Origin of the sequence: Wolbachia endosymbiont of Phyllotreta cruciferae, assembly GCF_918697765.1 — a bacterium.
Taxonomy (GTDB): Bacteria; Pseudomonadota; Alphaproteobacteria; order Rickettsiales; family Anaplasmataceae; genus Wolbachia; species Wolbachia pipientis.
Map to the genome: position 1 here is coordinate 1778000 of NZ_OU953855.1, position 17893 is coordinate 1795892.

A 17893-nucleotide genomic window follows, 5' to 3' on the forward strand; every position below is an offset into this window, starting at 1 on the left:
GAAATAACTGTTTATATGGTGCAATTTACAGCTTTTAGTTGCTAAAATTATAACTCTTAGTTTAATAATTTTAATCTAATAAGCTTTCAGGTTAATAAAATTAAATTATTTGAGTAAATACAATACTATGTTTTTATTTGTGGGTAATAGTAAGGGTCATAACCAATCTGAATTCGTTCTACTTGTAAAAGACAAGACTTAATCTGACAGACAAGAATTAACTGACAGAAGAATTGAGGTAGTCAAAACTAATATCAGTCTCTTGTGTAATGCTACTAATATTTTTCTGAAAAGCAACATGTTTGCTATCAAGAAAAGTCTGCATAGGCGTCTTACCATAGCAATATTTACCTGAATGCGGTCTTGTTTCATTGTAAGAACGCAACCAATAATCAACATCAATCTGTAGACCTTCCAAAGAATTGTAGATTTTCTTTCTGAAGATAATATTGTAACACTCATCTTGCATAGTTCTATGAAACCTTTCACATATGCCATTAGTCTGTGGAGAATTGGCTTTGGTCCTAGAATGATCGATATTTTCGATTCCCAAATAAAGCTGATAAGCGTGATTTTCAGGCTTACCACAATACTCTGTTCCTCGGTCTGTAAGGATACGCAATAATGGCACATTTTGCTCATCAAAAAATGGTATCACTCTATCATTCAGCAAGTCAGCAGCAGTAATAGCCGTTTTGTCTGTATAAAGCTTGGCAAATGCTACTCGAGAATAAGTATCAATGAAGGTCTGCTGGTAGATTCTTCCTATACCTTTTATATTACCTACATAATAGGTATCTTGAGAACCCAAATAACCTGAATGTTCGGTGTCAATTTCACCATGTGCTTCTCTTTGTTCTTTAACTTTTTCTAAAGCTGCAAGTTGCTCTTCGGTTAATATAATTCCATCTTGAGCTACTTTTGCTTCCAGTGCTTTAAGTCTTTTCTTGAAAGTTTCAAGATCATTTCTCAGCCATATAGATCTCACTCCTCCCTGAGAAATTATTATACCTCTTTTTCTCAGTTCATTTGCAGCTCTTTCTTGCCCATATGCTGGAAATTCTGTTGCTATACCAATCGCTGCTCTTTCTATATCGTCGGAAACTCTATTCGCTAATAGAGGTTTTTTCTTACTTATCTCATGTAATGCTTCTTCTCCTCCATTTTCGTACAACTCTTTGAATCGATAAAATGTATCTCTTGAGTATCCCATCACTTTGCATGCTTGAGATACATTTCCTAGTTGTTTTGCTAGTTCTAATAACCCTAGCTTTGGTTTTAGTATTTTTGTTTGTATTGTACTCATTTCTAACACTCCTTTCTTTTATTATTTTATAACTTACTTTTTTAAAGTGTCAGATCAAGTCTTGTTTAATACACTTTAATGATGCCACGCTTAGTTTGCCAATCTAGCTGTTCCAAATTAGATTTTACACTGGAATAAAGACTCTTTATACTGTTGATGATAAGGTTCATTCCCTTCTCTATTGCTTTTTGATCAACTACCTTTTTCTTCTCTTCTTCTATCCCTCTTAAGCGTTCCCTCATTCTTTTCATCGTCTGTTTAAATTCTTCCTCACTTATATATCCTTTATCTCCTACATTTTCTTGACTATAATAGTCTTCCATTAACTTTTCGATGCCTTGTTTTATTTGATTTTCCCTTCTTGCAAACTTCTTATCTGATGATTCATCATTTTTATTTTCTGCAATTCTACGGTGATACTCATTTTTTATTATCTCTGGGTTTTTTAGTAAATTTTTCACCTTTTCCCATATAGCTGTTTCTAACATATCTGTACGGACCAATTTATTAGTACACTTCTCCCTACCATCAGTAATACGTATAGTACTACTACAGCGATAATAGCTAAACTTTTTTCCTTCAACTCCACATTGTGCACCACTATACGCATATCCACAGTTTTGACACACAACTAGACCTTGTAATAGATATTTCTTTTTTCCTCCCTCTCTCTGCATCCTTGCTCTTTTTCTATTTTCATCCAGTTGCTTTTGTACTTTATTAAATAACCCTTCATCAACTATTTTTGGTACTGGTATATAAATCCAGCTGTCCTCATCTGTGCGACAGATAGAAACCTTTTGTTTATTTCTTTCTCTTCTTTCAACCCTCTTTAATTTACCAAACGCTGCTTGTCCTTTATATGCTGGATTTCTTAATACCTTCCAAATTACTATTGGACACCACACCTTCTTTCCAGTTCTTGTTCTAATTGACTTATCTCTTAGTCTACGTATCACTTCCCTTATACTTATTCTCTCTTGCCCTACCCTTACTATTACCCACAAATATAAATGTTTGTTGCATAGCTCTTAATGGCATAACTTTTGCTTGAAATAACTGTTTATATGGTGCAATTTACAGCTTTTAGTTGCTAAAATTATAACTCTTAGTTTAATAATTTTAATCTAATAAGCTTTCAGGTTAATAAAATTAAATTATTTGAGTAAATACAATACTATGTTTTTATTTGTGGGTAATAGTAAGTGCCCTACCCACATGAATATCTGCTTTACTATTTTTGCTTCCTCTTCATTTATTTCAAACTTTGTCTTTTCTCTATCTACATGCTTTATACGATTATAACCAAAAGGTGCAATGCCAATTACACTTACACAGCCTTTTTTTGCTCTATGGAGTTTTCCCCTACGACTACGTTCCATAATCTTTGTACACTCATATTCTGCCACTAATCCTTGCATTCCCAATAACAATTTAGACTCTGGATTATTTTCAGTCTTATGATTTAAGAATATTACTTCTACTCCTGCTTTTTCAAATTCATCAAGTAGTATCATTTGATGTGCAGATTTTCTTGATAGTCGGTCAAGTGAATGAATATAAATTTTATCAATTTGATCTTCTCCTACTTTATCACGTAATGCATCTAAACCTTCACGTTCTAAACTCCACCCACTAAGCCCATCATCCTTAAATTCATACTCATTCAATAACTCATGCTTATCTGCAGCAATTCTATGCTTGAGCTCGGCAATTTGACTCTCTATTGTATTGTTCTGCGCTTGACTCTTCGATGAAACTCTTGCATATAAGGCCACTGTTATCATTTTTCTTTATCTCCTTTTCATTGTTTCTTTTTACCGCATACCTTAGTAACAGCTCATAGGCGTCTGCTAGATGTTGTTCCGCTAATTCATCTGGCTCGTATCGGCAAGTTAATGTTCTTTTTCTCATAGTTTCTCCTGCAAATGTTTTTGTAGTGCAAGGAGCCTTACCACTCCTTTTTTCCATCAATCCATTTACTCTTATGAAAAAGACCAACTTTTATCAGCTACAGCCTTCAAATTTGGTCTAGCCCTTCCTTTACCAACTGCTGTTGCGCTTTCTGATACGACTCTTATTTTTTTAACAAACTTTCCATTTTCTCTGTTTCTTTCTTTAATACCTCGGCTATTTCTTTGCTATTTTTCGCATAATCCATCGCTGTTATTCCAAATTTATCTGCTTGCTCTATTTCAGCCCCTGCTTTTACTAGCTCCTCCACTATTTCTTTTTCTCCTACCATACATGCAAGATGCAGCGGAGTGCATTTATTGCCATACTCTTCAGCATTTACATTCCCTCCTGATTTTATCAATTCTCTCACGGTTTCTAGACGTTTCTCCGTTATCGCTAGATGCAGTGCTGTATGTCCTCTTACATCTGCTGCATTCACATCTACTCCTTTTTCGATTAATAACCTCACTGTTTTTACCTCTACTGCATAATGTAGAGCTGTTCTTCCTTTTTCGTCTCTTTCATAAATATTTTTAAACGAGTTCTCTAATAGTGACTCATCTTTTTTACCCAGCTTTACCATAACTTACCCCACCTTTTCTTTAAACCTAAGCCTTCCTTTTTACCACCTCATCTATCATTGCATTCACTTGGCTGATTATCTTGCTTGCTAAATTTTGACATTCTTTCTTTATTAGCGATTTATCTCTCTTCCTTATTTCTCCTATCTCTATTATTTTTAGCTCCGGCATGTAGCTTCCATTCAACATGTCTGCTATTTCTCCCACTAGCCCCTCTATTCTTACTATTACCCACAAATAAAAACATAGTATTGTATTTACTCAAATAATTTAATTTTATTAACCTGAAAGCTTATTAGATTAAAATTATTAAACTAAGAGTTATAATTTTAGCAACTAAAAGCTGTAAATTGCACCATATAAACAGTTATTTCAAGCAAAAGTTATGCCATTAAGAGCTATGCAACAAACATTTATATTTGTGGGTAATAGTAAGCCCTCTATTCCATAGCACGTCAGTTCTCTACTTTTTGTTATTCCTCCTTTTTCTCTCAAAAATTTACTCGCCTTTTCACTCTCTTTGCTATCACATAGACGATACTTTTCACTTTCCCAGATGTAATACATTGGCGTTGCGCCGTACTTATTCAGTTGATTAACTTCAGCTCCAGCCTTTACCAGCTCTTTTATTATTTCAACTCCTGCTCCTCCCATCTTGCACGCAGAGTGGAGTGGCGTACATCCAGTGACATATTGAGTGGCATTTACTTCTGCTCCCGACCTTAGCAGCACTTTTACATTTTCTAAACTCTTTGCGAATACTGCACAGTGTAGAGGTGTATAACCATTTTTATCTCTTGCATTTACCTCTGCTCCTTTTTTTATTAATAATCTCACTGTTTTGTAATCAGAGATTTCTACTGCTTGATGCAAGATCGTCTCTCCTTCTTCATTTCTTTTATTAATGTCTTTAAATCCGTTACTTGCTACTTCTTTAAAAAACTTACTCTTGCTAAAACTCATTTCATACCTCACAAAATTAGCTTTTCTAGCGCCAGACAAATTTCTTATATTTACCTGCTGCTATTCAAGTCATGTCCTTTTTAGCATGAGAAAGCAAGTCTTTTTCTTTTTATTTCATACACTTTTACCTATTATTAATATAATATATGAGTATCTAAATATAAGTACTTAACTTATTAGAGATATTATTCGACTATCTTTCCAACTTCTGTGCAAATGTCGATGTTCATGCCACTTCAGTACTCCCGGATAAAATACTAAAATGTGCTTTTCTAATTCGTGTATTGAGTCTTTTTGCTCTGAATCCAAATCATTTTTATAGTAAACGTTGTGTTCTGCTAAAACATATTTTCTGACCTTCTGATCTGTATAATTTTCTACTTTATAGTTGTGAGTAACGCTAAATCTTTCTAAAATTGGCTTGTGTTTTAAATTCCAATATTGCCCTGAAAGTTTATCGCTTCCCAATACAAATTTATTTCCTCTTTCTTCTACGCTACTAACTGGAAAGCACGTATTTATGTCTCCTAAATCCCAACTGTCTGATAATACTATCTGCGCTTTTGCAAATTTAATCGATGGTAATAAACTCTTACTATTACCCACAAATATAAATGTTTGTTGCATAGCTCTTAATGGCATAACTTTTGCTTGAAATAACTGTTTATATGGTGCAATTTACAGCTTTTAGTTGCTAAAATTATAACTCTTAGTTTAATAATTTTAATCTAATAAGCTTTCAGGTTAATAAAATTAAATTATTTGAGTAAATACAATACTATGTTTTTATTTGTGGGTAATAGTAAGTAATAAACTCTGTGGTAATGGATATAGTGCTTTTAAGTTGTACCACAAATGATTTCTTTCATAAATACCGTTATAATTCTTTGTGTGAGGCTCGGTTTCTCCAAGGATTGCTACATCTAGGCGATATATATCATTGCTTAAAGCTCGTTCATAATGATCGCGTAGATAGCTTTCTATAATCCTAATAACTGGACCACTAGACCTGAAAAAATTTACTCTTCCAAATGATAACACTGGTCCATCTTTTTCTATTTTTACCCCTGAATAATCAGAAAGAAGATCTCCAAATAAACTCTCATCCAATATAAATCTCTGCGCATTATAATAATCGTTAAAAATCCTCATCAATCTGGATCTTACAGGCAGTGATAGTTTTGCCAGCTCTACTACTGCATCTACGAAGAAGTCATTTGCTACCTCTTTTATCCCTACTTGCAACTCAAAAAAATGTTTACCAGGTGGTTCTTCGATAATTTTAATATCTTCTATATTTGCCCATTTTAGTGCTATTTTTAGTGATGCTGGAGTTCCTCTCAGTCTTTGAAATTTTACTCCTTCTATTACGGCTTTTCTTCTATCTTTTACCCAACGCAGTATCTCTTCTAAACCATATTCCTCAATCAACCACGGCAATGTTTCTTCTTCTAATCTAAATTTAAACCCTCTTATGCAACTTGGATTAACTCTTACTATTACCCACAAATAAAAACATAGTATTGTATTTACTCAAATAATTTAATTTTATTAACCTGAAAGCTTATTAGATTAAAATTATTAAACTAAGAGTTATAATTTTAGCAACTAAAAGCTGTAAATTGCACCATATAAACAGTTATTTCAAGCAAAAGTTATGCCATTAAGAGCTATGCAACAAACATTTATATTTGTGGGTAATAGTAAGGGATTAACTTTATAGTCGATTGTTTCTACTAGCTCTTTTTCTTGCTTTGTTGCGTTTGGCGGTAATAAACTTTTCATTTGTCTTTTCTTTCAAGTTGCTTTAATTTCCTTTATTTAGGTAGCTTATGAGTAAGCAAGAGATCATTGCAGAACTGATAAAAAACAAAGATATTCTCGGTATTAAAAATACTTTCTTTGATATTTGACTATATTGTTAATACCTTAAAAAATAAGTTGCAACAGCTAGGAGAAGGAGAATCTTTTCGTCTGCATAACATTGGTCATTTTTATCCAGTAAACCTTAAACCACTTATTGCACGTAATCCTCTCACTGGTATGATTCCACAAAGCAAAAAATACGTTTTAAATCCTATCTAACTTGACGTAGCTAAGCACCGCACACTCATTCCCCAGTACCACAACATCCTCTTTTGGTTCTATTAATTCTACATTCTCTACACCCTCTACAAACAAATTTGCTATTATCCAAGATCTTGTAACATTCCATCCCAGCCTTCTATTTGCTTCAAACTTCTTAATGAACTGCTTCTTGATTTCCTCCTTCGATATTACAGGACTTATGCTCATTCTGCTGTGAATATCTATTTCCATAATATTGCAACCAATCACTGTTACTGCATCTGTTAATACCCTTATATCATCTCTAGTAACCTGCTTTTTTACAATTTCTAGTAGCTCTTCTGACACTATGCCAGTTGTGGATAATTGTGTTGATAAGATTGAAATTTGTACTTTTCCTGGTATAGGTGATTCTACTAATGCATCTTTTACTCTACTATCTGCCGACAGTGCATGATACCTATAATACTCCTTGCTTCCACACGTGCTTGAGCCTACTATCTTTGCTTTAATTCTTTTTCTAAATCGTTCATCATCTTCTTCTTTTTGCCTCTCCACTCCATAAAACTCAGCTAAATTATCAAGATCTTCTCCCGTTGCAAATTTTAGTAAATTACCCTTTACAGCTTCGTTTATCCTTTGTCTGAGTAACAACTCTCTCCATGCTGCTACTTCTAATACCTTCATTGCTGGATCCGATTCTACTAATCCTGAAAAGGTTTCATCTCTACGGACTAACTCTTCTTTCATTCTCGAAAAGATTTCTTCATAACTCAGCTTTTCTACAATATTTAGCTGCTTCATCTTTAAACTACAATTTCATCAAAATGAATGTTTTTCCCGCTTGGTAAGTATAATCCTTCTAGATCAAGCGTTACTTTTCCTTCTTTCACCTCTGTCATTTTTACTTTTTCTAGCTTAAATCTTTCCTCCCACCTTTGTAGAGCTTCTGCTACTGCTGAATAGATTTCCAAAGTTAAATCTCTATTTATTGGCTTATCTACTAATTCAAATAGTCTTGACCCATAATCTCTCCTCATTATTCTACTGTTAATAGGAGTGGTCAGTATATCAATTATTGATTGTTTCAGATGTTCTATTCCTTCTAATTCTTTTCCTGTTTTGGAGTCCATCCCTTTCATTTTTAGCCTGCAAACACGTTTTCACTGCCTTTTATTACTTTAAACCCACATGAAACTATATCTCCTACTCTTCCTATACCAAGACCATTTGAAAACACTGTTTTTGATCCTTCAGTTAATGCTCTTCCTTCACTAAAACTGTCTCCTTGTCTGCACATTGGCTTACCATTTACAAAAACATTGTTACTCCCACTAATGCAAAAATGCGGTGTTACTTCTACACAATAATCTCCTACTCGTACAACCGATTTATTCATTTAATTAAGGTTTATTCTATCTGCTTTCAGTTTTATTTCGCTCTTCGTCATCTCTATGCTCGATTCCCCAGCTTTCAGTGTTATTTTGTCTACTACTTCAATCTCTAAATGATGCTTCTCTTTATCATATAACAATCTTGTTCCATCCTGAAACTTCACACTATTTATTTCTTTTTTATTCTCTGGTGCAGCATACTTCTGTTGATATATTCCAGCTAGTACTACTCCTAATGATAACTCTCCCAATGGTGACAATATTACTACCTGTTCATTTATGCTTGGTGGTAGCCAGCTTCTTTCCTCTCCTGCTCTAGAAGTTATCCATGGAAGAAAATCTGTTAAAAGTTCTCCTATCTTCACTCTTACTTTTGCTTTCTCATAATCTACTTCTTTTACAACTCCTATTCGTACAATGTTTGCTAACTTTCTTTGCAGCTCTGAAATAGCAAAATTACTCTCTAACATTTTCTTCTATTATAATCGTATGTGGCTTAATCTTATTTTCTGTCCATATCGATTTACCTAAATGAAGCTGATGACTCCAATCAACCATCCACACCAAATATGCATCTAATTCGGGTCTAAATCCGTCAATTTCTGCAGAGATAAATTCTCCTGGTGAAACATTTTTTATATTCCATGTATTTTTGTTTACAACTTTTGCCACCTCAGCAGCTAATGTTCTGACAATAATAGCTGCATTTTCTATTGTGCTATCAATCACAATTCGTGCTTCAAATCTTGCTTTCAGTGCTAATTCTTCTGTTCCTGGATCTTTTCCCGATTCTAAACTCACAAGCTCTACAAATAACGCTGGCGCTAATAATTCTTTCCTTATCGATGGATAAATTTCACAAGTTTGAATTGCTGGTATTTCTTTCTTCAGCGTAGTGCAGATTGCGTTATGCAAATCTTTAAAATTCATATATTTCTTGTAATATCACGTTCAAAGAACTTTTCAAACACTTCCTCAACCTCATAATTAACAAGATTCCCTATTATCCTTGAAGCCTCAGGTTCGAGTGACAATTTAACTTCCTTTATTGGCAATGCTGCTCTTCCTTCACGTTTAAACATACCGCTATTTCCTTTTGGCATAACTGCTGCAAATCCTCCTATAAACTCATGCTTTCCTACTTTCGATCCTCTTCTTGTTTTTTGTATTTTGCCAATTGTCGATGCTCTAATGTCGTAGAGATTTGCTCTAATTAACACTTCTAATCTGCTTGTTTTTGCTTTAAAAATTCTTAATCTCTTTCTTATCAAACTTAATTTTATCTTCTTTTCCTCACTGATTTCCTTAGCTGCTTGCGCTTTTAACCATAGTGCTGTTCTATTTAGTGCTTTTATAGCTGCCAGTTTTACTTTCTGCTCTTTTTCGTCAATATTGTAGACTATTTCATTAATATTGTTACTAATTTTAATATCAAACACTTTCTATTGCCTCAATTTTCCATATTTCACTCGAAGAATCTTTTAACGGTGGTTCAAAAATCTTGTAGAACCTTTTTTCAATCTTGATATAATCACCTATGCTAAAGGAAGTAACGTCCTGATCACGTATTTCTATAGAAGCAATTTGCTGAGTTAATTCTCCACCTGCACCTAAAGAGTACGTAGTCTCAGGACGTTTAATTAGCACTTTTATTCTACGAATGCCCTCCTTATTTTTATTACAATATGTGGCTTCCACTCCTAAATGCTCAAAACAATCTTCCAATAATTTTCCTATATTCATCAACTAGAACTAATTTTTACCAAAACTCCCGGACGATGGCACATTGGCAATGGATTCGACTGCGTATGTAAATCAGTTCCTCTATCAAATCTTCTTGGCTCTTGTTTTGCATAGAGTGGCTGTCCAAGAGTATTCACTGTTTCATTAAAATCTGCTGGTGCAAAATATGTTGTAAATGTGCTTGCTGTTCCTACTGGAAAACAGTGCCCTGTATCTTTCTCAATAAATCTTCTTACGGTTCCTTCAGGGTCAGTTGCTTGCCCTCTATATTCCTCAAATGTTATGCCACAGAACGTAAATCCTGACCTCATATCATTTCGAAGTGCTGCTCCTTCTTGCCATCTTTCATATGCTTCTTTTACTTTAGCATGAGAAGTTAATGCATCAAAAAACTCAGGGCTTACCAAGGCATGAATTCCAGTCATATATTCACCACTTAGATTATCTTCTATGTGCCGGAGTACTTCCAGACACTTACGTTTTACGTCAATTGTTGCTGTTCCAAGGGCAAAATTTACTACTTTTGGTGTTATTTCAAATTCGTTGTACAGATTTAATAATTCTGACCCATCAGCATCTAAAATTATTCCTTTGAGCGCTCCCATTCGCAAATGCTCTAATGTTATTGCATGTTTGTTTCTCATTAGCTGCAAATGATCAGTTATTACATCTGCAAGCGCTTTAAGTTCACTCTCTGATCCAAATGCCCTTATTCCTTGTACTTCTTCTGGCAGCACTACATCATCATGCGGAATGTGCGGAATCGTAAATGTTCTTCCAATGGCGTCAACTTAAGAACTTTCATTAGCAAACTCTCCTAAAGACATGATGGCGTTTGGGCTTATCTACCTTATCGCGGCTATACAATCGTCCCGGTCGGATTTTAACTTTAGCGCGTATACTTGCTCTATCAAAAAGGGCTTGAAAGTTTTTTGGCGCAATAAGTACCTGATAGAGTTTCTGCCTCATTACACCAAATAAAACCGAAAAATTTAAACGATACTCAGCAATTTGATCTGGATTCCAAGGCCCTTGTGCATCACACATATGAAGCGACAATATATTACACATGACTAAGTTTGCCCAAAATTCTTGTAATACAGCCTCTAAATTTACGCCAGAAAAATTCTCTAACTCTGCACCTATTTTGAGTCGTTTATAGCACTCCTCTATATGCCACCTTAATACATAAGCTTTGCTGATATCTTCCAAAGTAAATTTTTCTCGATCAAAAAGTGAAGTAACCAATACCTCTGTTTCTCCGTTGGCTAATGTCAGCACTATTACTCTTACTTTTTGGCTTTTCGTTTTATTTTCTAGCACAAAATCAAAATCTAATTCACCAGATGAAATTCGTTCCCATAGCTTGCTATAATTTCTTTTTTGCAAGCGAAAAATAAAGTCTACTTTCAATTCATAATGCTGCTGAATGAATTTTACTGAAGACGATCATAGATAAATAATAATTTCTTTTGATTTAATGAACGCATTTGAGTGATAACTTCGGGTAATTGCTCTTCCGCCAACGTTTGTTCACCTATATTCCAAGCCGCAAGACGAGCACTACAAATCAGCGAAGTACACAAATCAACAAACAAATTGCCAATGGTGGCATTGTGCCTGTTGTTCCATTTGGTTTAAAGCGGCCAAACTCGGATACAATTTCCTCAGAGCTGGGTAATCTCATACCAGAACCATCTGCTGCAATAAGCCTATAGCCTCTCCAACTCAGGCTCATCTTGATAGGCTGTTTGGATGCTTAAATTCTTTAAAACCTGTATGACAAATCTTATATCTTGCTTTAGAAAAAGCTTGCTTTGAGGGTACATGTCAATGGCTCCATAAGTTCACATTCTATTCCCAAACTTTTTTTAACTAACTTTAAAATCATAGAAAATACTGCCGAAAAAGGAAGTTTTCTTGTTCGTGTAAAACTCAACACAATGGATTCTCTGAAAAGCTTTCGAGTATATTATATTTTTAATTTGTAGAATAAAATTTTTTCCTTTTTGTTTGGTAGAAGTCATAGTTTTAAATCCTCCTGATTAAGTTTTATCGCTATGACTCCCCCACCAGAACCGTGCTTGCAGCTTTCCCGCACACGGCTCCACAATGTAGTATTCACAGCATTTCCTATTTTGTATATAATGAGTAGCATATTCTTGGTTTTGGTAATGGATTAACTTGTAGATAGTGTATAAATTGCTTTGAATTCATACTCTTCTTCTGACTACGTCGGTTTATCCATTTATACGCTAGCTTGATTACCCGCCAGAAGAATTTATTCAACCACCGGTAATTTCCGCTAACTCCGAAGTAGTTATAGTGTCCTGTTAGTTTTGCTTTAAGTATTGACCACCAATCTTTAAGGTGAACTTTATTTCGGATCTTTTTCACCCATTCTTTGATTTCTTTAAGTTTTCTAGATAGATTTTCTTTCGAGGTTTTATGACCTACCATTACTCTACCTTTACGACTCCTTGTACCATAATGGGTGAATCCTAGAAAGTTGAAACTTTCCGTTTTTCGTTTCTCCCTTATTCCTTGTTGCCACTCCTTTTTGCCAAACTTTACTATTCTTGTTTTGTCTTCAGATATTTCCAGTCCAAATTTTCCTAGCCTTTGTTTCAGTGACTCTAAGAGTTCTCTAGCATCTTTTTCTCTTTCGCAGCAAATCAGGTGATCGTCTGCATACCTAACTAGCTCCATATAACCTTTAGATCTTAGCTTGAATTTCTTTTCAAACCACAAATCCAGCACATAATGCAACTATATATTAGCTAGTATAGGACTTACTATTCCCCCCTGAGGTGTGCCTAGTTCAGTTGCTTCATAATGTCCTGCTTCGACTACTCCTGCCTTAAGAAATCGTTTTACTAACCACAGTATGTTTGGGTCTGTTATCCCGTTCTCTCAAGCATCTCATTAGCCATTTGTGCTGGACATTATCAAAGAATTTCTTGATATCAACTTCTACTACATAGTTAGTTGGTCTGTACATAACTGCTTTATTTAGTGCATTTACCGCTTGATGACAGCTTCTACCAGGACGAAAAACCATATGAGTTATCCAGAAAGTTAGCTTCATAAATATTTTCTAATATCTTCTTCAGCATTATCTGGGACTAACTTATCTTCTGTAGACGGTACTCCAAGCCCGCGTTTCTCTTTGCTTCCAGCTTTTGGTATATATACTCTTTTCACTGGTTGCGGTTGATATCGCTTTCTTTTCATACTATCCACCAGAGTGTTGAGCTTCTCTTCAAGATTTTCTCCATAAGCTTCTACTGTCACCTGGTCTATACCGCATGCTTTGTTATGCTTTAGCTCTTTATAACATTCAGCAAGATTCTCTGCGTTTATCAGATGAATTAACGATTAAATTTCAATCGTTTATCTTGCCTGGCTCTTACTGCTATCTGATTTAGTTTTCTTTGCACGTTATTCCAACCTCCGTTGTATTGGCATAGCAATTCCTAAACCATCACTATATTGCTGACCGCTTCCCCTTGTATGTGGCTTTCCCACACTCTGAGTACTATCAATCAGTCCGACTTCCTTTATATCTTCCGTCAGTACTCGCTTTGTTGACTTGTTCCAACGTACCTTAATAGGAATACAAAGGATCTCCCAAGTTACGTAAACTCCATCTCAACACGTGATACGCCTCAGATCCCGATAGAGTGAGTGATAACTTGCCCTATTGTTACCCTTCTTGCTGTCTTCCACTATATGCAACGTGTCGACCTCTATGACATCGAGAATTTCGGGACTCAATACCTTCACTTTCGTTGTACCCTGTGGTTGTCCATTCCACTAGCTTTACTACGCTCGTTACCTTACGCAGCATAGTGGTTTGTTCCAGCCTGCTGGCTAGGCTTTGCCTGGGTTGGATTTTCACCAACTGGACTTTACGCACTTTGCTTGGCGCACGCATGTTTCACCTAAAAAGGACACATTTTAAACTTCTTTGTTGAAATAAAATAGAAACAAAAGTGCTGTTTCCTGCGGCTTCTGGATAATTTAATGGTAAAAGTTTTAGAGAGAAATTTTATACACTATCGCTGATATTTTTCCTTAAGTTGACGTCATTGACAGATCACCTGGAGTTGATGAGAAACAAACATGCGATAACGTTAGAACATTTGCGGATGGGAGCATTGAAAGGGATTATTCTGGACGCAGATGGCAGTGAGTTATTAAACCTCTACAAACGAATTTGAAATTACGCCAAAAGTAGTAAATTTTGCGCTGGGAACAGCAACCACCGATGTCAAGCGTAAGTGTCTGGAAGTATTGAGGCATGTTGAGGACAACTTAAGTGGTGAATATATGACTGGAATTCATGCGCTGGTAAGTCCAGAGTTTTTGATGCACTAACTTTTCATACCAAAGTAAAAGAAGCATATGAGAGATGGCAAGAAGGGGCAGCATTAAGGAATGACATGAGGATCAGGATTTACGTTCTGTGGAATAACATTTGAGGAGTACAGAGGGCAAGCAACCGACCTGAAGGAATTGTGAGAAGATTTATAGAAAAAGATGCGGGACACTGTTTTCCACTTGGTACAGCAAACACATTTACTACTTACTTTGCGCCAGCGGACTTTAATGAAACAGTAAATACACTAGGGCAACCGTTATATGCAAAACAAGAGCCAAGAAGATTTGATAGAGGGACCGATTTACATACTCAGTCCAAATCCTTTACCAATGTGCCATCGTCCAGGCATATTAGTCAAGCTTGTTACAGCATAGAGGAGAGAATGAATTCAATCAAACCCTCCTACCAATATAGCCACTTTTCTTAGCGTGCTTCTTAAGTTACTATATAAAGGCAAGGTATGCAAATGGTTTTTGTAGACAGAGCAACTACAAGAAAGGAGGTACGAAAAAAGATTGCTCTGCCTACACAAGCTTTAGAAGTTTAGTAAGTATAAAGGAAGAATGCAAGAAAATATTAAAAGGTTATTGAAAGATTGTTTTGCACATCTTGGGGAGCAAGCGTTGTATGAATCAAAGGATAAGTCATACAAGGTACAGATATTAAAGCAACAGCCGGATAAATTATACGAGATTGGTGAAGGACAATTTGTAGGGGAGATGTTGATTTTAGAGGTGAGTGTCTTAGATGTATTGCAGCCAGTAGTAGGAGATATCTTTATTATTGGTAAGCGTAAGTACAAAGTATATTCACCACCACTTCGGAATAATTTAGGAATATTGTGGAAAATAAACGCAGTGAGAATGTAAAATGGTTTTTCGTGTTAAAATCAAAACTAACGATAGTGAAATTGTTTAATATATCGTATCTTTAATGTGTATATAAAGTGATCTTTCTAGAAAAGTTTTATGAAACTAGCCATTTTTTTTATTGCTTTCTTATTGAGCACAAGTTGTGTTATTGCAAAAGATGGGGTAGAGCCTAGCTTAGAAATAAAAAATAAATATAGGTGTCACCCGTGGAATAATTCAAGTAGAGAGTTTTCTCAAGGTTATATACAACCAATTCCTATACACGAAAGTTACGAGCTAATTATTGGTGGTGATGGGGTATTGTACAACACAGGGTGGTACTGGAAGGATGTAGATTTATCTGGTAGTCATAAAACAATTGGTAGAATGAGTGCTACTTGCAGTGAATATTGTAGAGAAATTTACTTAGCAATAGATAATGTGCTATATGCAATAAATAGAGATAATACACAATATGAAATAAATGAAGACGCAGTTATGTGGGAAAAAGGAGTTAAAGTCTTTGTGAAAGGAAACCCTACAATTTTTAATAATAGAATAGCAATTTTGACTGTAGATAACTATTTATACATGCTGAACATAGAGAATGGTAATACAAGCTGGTTCTATCATATGTTTAATAGTAGTAATCAAATAAATTACATATCTCCTGTGGTTATACACGATAAGCTAATAGTTCCATTTTCAAATGGAGAGTTAGTAGCTTTTGACAAAGATGGGAAAAAGTTGTGGTCTTATAAGTTACCTTCTACAAATATTTTAGACACTCAGCTTGCAGATATCACAACTACTCCAGTAGTAAAGAATAACACATTAATAGCTACAAACAATTCTACCATTGTTGCGATTGATATAGGATCAGGAGATCTTTTGTGGTTAAAGGCCATGGAAGCAAAAAATATCAGTGGTGGTGGGATTATGCCATGGCTGTACCCCGATGATATAAATGGTAACGAATTTTTTGTAGTAAACACAAAGAATGAAGTTATGAAAGTTGCAATACCTGATGGTCAGATAATTTGGAGTACTAACTTAGTGGTGAATGATGAGCTAAATGATAAACTAAAAGACACATATTATGCTAGACCGGTGATAGATGGAAAATTATTTATTGTGAGCAATAAGGGAATCATGTTTCTATTAGATGAGAAGTCAGGCATGATAGAAGAGATAGTCAGCATTCCAGAAGATGTGTATCATACGCCTGTAACTGATCTTGGAGTTGGGGATTACTACTTTACAACTGAGAAAAAGGTGTGTATAGCTGCATTGATCCAAATATCAGCAGATGAAATATTGCAGGTAATAAGGAAGAGATGTGCCATAGGTAGCACCACTTAGGAGGAGTATTGTGAAAATTCAAGCGTCAGGGGTGTAGATGCGTATTAACATCGAAGTCACCGATAGCATCGAAAAAGTATGCAAAGCATAGGTGCTGAAAGAAGAAAAATAGAATTAGCAACAGTAAGAGCATTAAACAAAACAGCACTATGGGTAAGATCGCAAACTGTCAAACAAGTTAGCGAAGAAAAACAAATACCAAAAAAAGCAATGAGAAAAAAGTTAAGTGTGGATAAAGCAAATAGAAAGCGTTTATGGTCGATAGTAAAGCTCAGTTCGCAGTGGATAGGAGTAGCAAAACTTGGGAGTATAAAACAGACAAAAATAGGAGCAAGGGCAGGGAAGCCGTACATATGAAGGAGCATTTATAGCAACAATGAAAAATGGTCATATAGGAATATTCAAAAGAAGGTATACCACGTCCTTTGCCAATAGATGAAATTAAAATAAACACGCAAGCTCGGAAACAATGAAAGAGTTAGTTGATAATGAAGTAGAAAGAGTATTTGAGAAGTATTTTGATCAGCAAATGAGTTATATGAAATAATGTTCTGGGGAAATTTACATCAGGCAATCTGTAATAAGCTCAGGGGAAGAGATACCAGCAATACAGACATGTGAAGTGTATAGAACGGTACGTCGGGGAAATAATAGCGCCAGCAGTGTTTGTAGAGCTTGCAAGTTTAGAACCAGGGAAAGATCCGGGAACAGAGGAATTAGCCCTGAAAGCAAGATTTGAGGCGAGAGTGGTAGTTGATGGAACAGTCGAGGATTCCTCGGTGGTTGTAAGGTCACTGGCAGCGGAAATTGCAAGGGTAGTGAATAAGAATACTTGGACGTGGAAAATGTTTCAGCAGGTGAATTTATATGTATTAAACAAGACTTGATCTGACACTTTAAAAAAGTAAGTTATAAAATAATAAAAGAAAGGAGTGTTAGAAATGAGTACAATACAAACAAAAATACTAAAACCAAAGCTAGGGTTATTAGAACTAGCAAAACAACTAGGAAATGTATCTCAAGCATGCAAAGTGATGGGATACTCAAGAGATACATTTTATCGATTCAAAGAGTTTGTACGAAAATGGAGGAGAAGAAGCATTACATGAGATAAGTAAGAAAAAACCTCTATTAGCGAATAGAGTTTCCGACGATATAGAAAGAGCAGCGATTGGTATAGCAACAGAATTTCCAGCATATGGGCAAGAAAGAGCTGCAAATGAACTGAGAAAAAGAGGTATAATAATTTCTCAGGGAGGAGTGAGATCTATATGGCTGAGAAATGA

The 17893-nt window shown here is 35.3% G+C and carries 20 protein-coding genes and 8 pseudogenes; 7 read left to right on the plus strand and 21 right to left on the minus strand.

Going from position 1 to position 17893, the window contains the following annotated elements:
• Positions 1 to 217: 217 nt before the first annotated feature.
• From NL281_RS08290 to NL281_RS08390, 21 genes and pseudogenes are all read right to left on the minus strand, one after another.
• A complete protein-coding gene (locus NL281_RS08290; RefSeq protein ID WP_253303703.1) occupies positions 218 to 1306 on the minus strand; it encodes an IS481 family transposase in 1089 nt (362 codons plus the stop codon).
• A gap of 65 nt (positions 1307 to 1371) precedes the next feature.
• Positions 1372 to 2313 (minus strand): recombinase family protein, encoded by a 942-nt coding sequence (locus tag NL281_RS08295; RefSeq protein ID WP_253303337.1) that lies wholly within the window; start codon positions 2311 to 2313, stop codon positions 1372 to 1374.
• A gap of 150 nt (positions 2314 to 2463) precedes the next feature.
• Positions 2464 to 3084: a recombinase family protein gene (locus NL281_RS08300; protein WP_253303338.1), complete on the minus strand. Its 621-nt coding sequence runs from the start codon at positions 3082 to 3084 to the stop codon at positions 2464 to 2466.
• A gap of 299 nt (positions 3085 to 3383) precedes the next feature.
• The gene (locus tag NL281_RS08305) at positions 3384 to 3845 is read right to left on the minus strand and encodes an ankyrin repeat domain-containing protein (RefSeq protein ID WP_253303339.1); all 462 of its coding nucleotides are present in this window, start codon (positions 3843 to 3845) and stop codon (positions 3384 to 3386) included.
• Positions 3846 to 3870: 25 nt separating this feature from the next.
• Positions 3871 to 4062, minus strand: a pseudogene (locus NL281_RS08310) (ankyrin repeat domain-containing protein); the annotation flags it as partial.
• Positions 4063 to 4215: 153 nt separating this feature from the next.
• A complete protein-coding gene (locus NL281_RS08315; protein WP_253303340.1) occupies positions 4216 to 4806 on the minus strand; it encodes an ankyrin repeat domain-containing protein in 591 nt (196 codons plus the stop codon).
• A gap of 168 nt (positions 4807 to 4974) precedes the next feature.
• A pseudogene (locus NL281_RS08320) lies at positions 4975 to 5397 on the minus strand (phage tail protein); the annotation flags it as partial.
• A gap of 225 nt (positions 5398 to 5622) precedes the next feature.
• Positions 5623 to 6330: pseudogene (locus NL281_RS08325) on the minus strand (phage tail protein); the annotation flags it as partial.
• A 120-nt stretch (positions 6331 to 6450) separates the two neighbouring features.
• A complete protein-coding gene (locus NL281_RS08330; RefSeq protein WP_253303341.1) occupies positions 6451 to 6591 on the minus strand; it encodes a hypothetical protein in 141 nt (46 codons plus the stop codon).
• Positions 6592 to 6876: 285 nt separating this feature from the next.
• Positions 6877 to 7677, minus strand: coding sequence for a baseplate assembly protein (locus NL281_RS08335; RefSeq protein WP_253303342.1), 801 nt, complete (start codon positions 7675 to 7677; stop codon positions 6877 to 6879).
• Positions 7678 to 7679: 2 nt separating this feature from the next.
• The gene (locus tag NL281_RS08340) at positions 7680 to 8015 is read right to left on the minus strand and encodes a GPW/gp25 family protein (RefSeq protein WP_065095147.1); all 336 of its coding nucleotides are present in this window, start codon (positions 8013 to 8015) and stop codon (positions 7680 to 7682) included.
• Between the two features lie 2 nt (positions 8016 to 8017).
• Positions 8018 to 8272 carry a PAAR domain-containing protein gene (locus NL281_RS08345; protein WP_253303343.1) on the minus strand — a complete coding sequence of 85 codons (255 nt, stop codon included), beginning with the start codon at positions 8270 to 8272 and terminating at the stop codon, positions 8018 to 8020.
• The gene (locus NL281_RS08350) at positions 8273 to 8737 is read right to left on the minus strand and encodes a phage baseplate assembly protein V (RefSeq protein ID WP_208571542.1); all 465 of its coding nucleotides are present in this window, start codon (positions 8735 to 8737) and stop codon (positions 8273 to 8275) included.
• Positions 8724 to 9197 (minus strand): hypothetical protein, encoded by a 474-nt coding sequence (locus tag NL281_RS08355; RefSeq protein ID WP_138265010.1) that lies wholly within the window; start codon positions 9195 to 9197, stop codon positions 8724 to 8726. The genes NL281_RS08350 and NL281_RS08355 overlap by 14 nt, the downstream gene beginning before the upstream one ends.
• Positions 9194 to 9679: a phage tail protein gene (locus tag NL281_RS08360; protein ID WP_370274078.1), complete on the minus strand. Its 486-nt coding sequence runs from the start codon at positions 9677 to 9679 to the stop codon at positions 9194 to 9196. The genes NL281_RS08355 and NL281_RS08360 overlap by 4 nt, the downstream gene beginning before the upstream one ends.
• Before the next feature lie 19 nt (positions 9680 to 9698).
• Entirely contained in the window at positions 9699 to 10010 is a 312-nt protein-coding gene (locus NL281_RS08365; protein ID WP_253303344.1) for a head-tail joining protein, read from the minus strand.
• Positions 10010 to 10786, minus strand: a pseudogene (locus NL281_RS08370) (major capsid protein); the annotation flags it as partial. The pseudogene NL281_RS08370 and the gene NL281_RS08365, both read right to left, overlap by 1 nt.
• 28 nt (positions 10787 to 10814) lie before the next feature.
• Positions 10815 to 12037, minus strand: a pseudogene (locus NL281_RS08375) (IS4 family transposase).
• A 106-nt stretch (positions 12038 to 12143) separates the two neighbouring features.
• Positions 12144 to 12770, minus strand: coding sequence for a reverse transcriptase domain-containing protein (locus NL281_RS09395; protein ID WP_253303345.1), 627 nt, complete (start codon positions 12768 to 12770; stop codon positions 12144 to 12146).
• Positions 12771 to 12870: 100 nt separating this feature from the next.
• Positions 12871 to 13098, minus strand: a complete 228-nt coding sequence (locus tag NL281_RS08385) for a reverse transcriptase domain-containing protein (protein ID WP_253303346.1) — start codon at positions 13096 to 13098, stop codon at positions 12871 to 12873.
• Positions 13095 to 13304 carry a hypothetical protein gene (locus tag NL281_RS08390; RefSeq protein ID WP_253303347.1) on the minus strand — a complete coding sequence of 70 codons (210 nt, stop codon included), beginning with the start codon at positions 13302 to 13304 and terminating at the stop codon, positions 13095 to 13097. Before NL281_RS08390 ends, NL281_RS08385 begins: the two co-directional genes overlap by 4 nt.
• 818 nt (positions 13305 to 14122) lie before the next feature.
• Between NL281_RS08390 and NL281_RS09400 the strand changes: the two genes are divergently transcribed.
• The 7 genes and pseudogenes from NL281_RS09400 to NL281_RS00005 all read left to right on the plus strand — a co-directional run.
• Positions 14123 to 14233 carry a major capsid protein gene (locus NL281_RS09400; RefSeq protein ID WP_458695370.1) on the plus strand — a complete coding sequence of 37 codons (111 nt, stop codon included), beginning with the start codon at positions 14123 to 14125 and terminating at the stop codon, positions 14231 to 14233.
• A gap of 28 nt (positions 14234 to 14261) precedes the next feature.
• Positions 14262 to 14821, plus strand: a pseudogene (locus NL281_RS08395) (major capsid protein).
• A 136-nt stretch (positions 14822 to 14957) separates the two neighbouring features.
• Positions 14958 to 15263 (plus strand): head-tail joining protein, encoded by a 306-nt coding sequence (locus NL281_RS08400; protein WP_253303348.1) that lies wholly within the window; start codon positions 14958 to 14960, stop codon positions 15261 to 15263.
• A gap of 132 nt (positions 15264 to 15395) precedes the next feature.
• Positions 15396 to 16607, plus strand: coding sequence for an outer membrane protein assembly factor BamB family protein (locus tag NL281_RS08405; protein ID WP_253303349.1), 1212 nt, complete (start codon positions 15396 to 15398; stop codon positions 16605 to 16607).
• Positions 16608 to 16685: 78 nt separating this feature from the next.
• Entirely contained in the window at positions 16686 to 16964 is a 279-nt protein-coding gene (locus NL281_RS08410) for a phage tail protein (protein ID WP_253303350.1), read from the plus strand.
• Positions 16965 to 17153: 189 nt separating this feature from the next.
• A pseudogene (locus tag NL281_RS08415) lies at positions 17154 to 17475 on the plus strand (hypothetical protein); the annotation flags it as partial.
• A 73-nt stretch (positions 17476 to 17548) separates the two neighbouring features.
• Positions 17549 to 17891: pseudogene (locus NL281_RS00005) on the plus strand (helix-turn-helix domain-containing protein); the annotation flags it as partial.
• Positions 17892 to 17893 lie beyond the last annotated feature (2 nt).

What these genes read in the sequence shown, in the direction of transcription:
- NL281_RS08290 (WP_253303703.1), bottom strand. Translation starts at nt 1,306, where the DNA reads ATGAGTACAATACAAACAAAAATACTAAAACCAAAGCTAGGGTTATTA.
- NL281_RS08365 (WP_253303344.1), bottom strand. Translation starts at nt 10,010, where the DNA reads ATGAATATAGGAAAATTATTGGAAGATTGTTTTGAGCATTTAGGAGTG.
- NL281_RS08410 (WP_253303350.1), top strand. Translation starts at nt 16,686, where the DNA reads ATGCAAAGCATAGGTGCTGAAAGAAGAAAAATAGAATTAGCAACAGTA.
- NL281_RS08400 (WP_253303348.1), top strand. Translation starts at nt 14,958, where the DNA reads ATGCAAGAAAATATTAAAAGGTTATTGAAAGATTGTTTTGCACATCTT.
- NL281_RS08345 (WP_253303343.1), bottom strand. Translation starts at nt 8,272, where the DNA reads ATGAATAAATCGGTTGTACGAGTAGGAGATTATTGTGTAGAAGTAACA.
- NL281_RS08385 (WP_253303346.1), bottom strand. Translation starts at nt 13,098, where the DNA reads ATGAAGCTAACTTTCTGGATAACTCATATGGTTTTTCGTCCTGGTAGA.
- NL281_RS08340 (WP_065095147.1), bottom strand. Translation starts at nt 8,015, where the DNA reads ATGAAAGGGATGGACTCCAAAACAGGAAAAGAATTAGAAGGAATAGAA.
- NL281_RS09400 (WP_458695370.1), top strand. Translation starts at nt 14,123, where the DNA reads ATGAGAAACAAACATGCGATAACGTTAGAACATTTGCGGATGGGAGCA.
- NL281_RS08350 (WP_208571542.1), bottom strand. Translation starts at nt 8,737, where the DNA reads ATGTTAGAGAGTAATTTTGCTATTTCAGAGCTGCAAAGAAAGTTAGCA.
- NL281_RS08305 (WP_253303339.1), bottom strand. Translation starts at nt 3,845, where the DNA reads ATGGTAAAGCTGGGTAAAAAAGATGAGTCACTATTAGAGAACTCGTTT.
- NL281_RS08315 (WP_253303340.1), bottom strand. Translation starts at nt 4,806, where the DNA reads ATGAGTTTTAGCAAGAGTAAGTTTTTTAAAGAAGTAGCAAGTAACGGA.
- NL281_RS08330 (WP_253303341.1), bottom strand. Translation starts at nt 6,591, where the DNA reads ATGAAAAGTTTATTACCGCCAAACGCAACAAAGCAAGAAAAAGAGCTA.
- NL281_RS08335 (WP_253303342.1), bottom strand. Translation starts at nt 7,677, where the DNA reads ATGAAGCAGCTAAATATTGTAGAAAAGCTGAGTTATGAAGAAATCTTT.
- NL281_RS08355 (WP_138265010.1), bottom strand. Translation starts at nt 9,197, where the DNA reads ATGAATTTTAAAGATTTGCATAACGCAATCTGCACTACGCTGAAGAAA.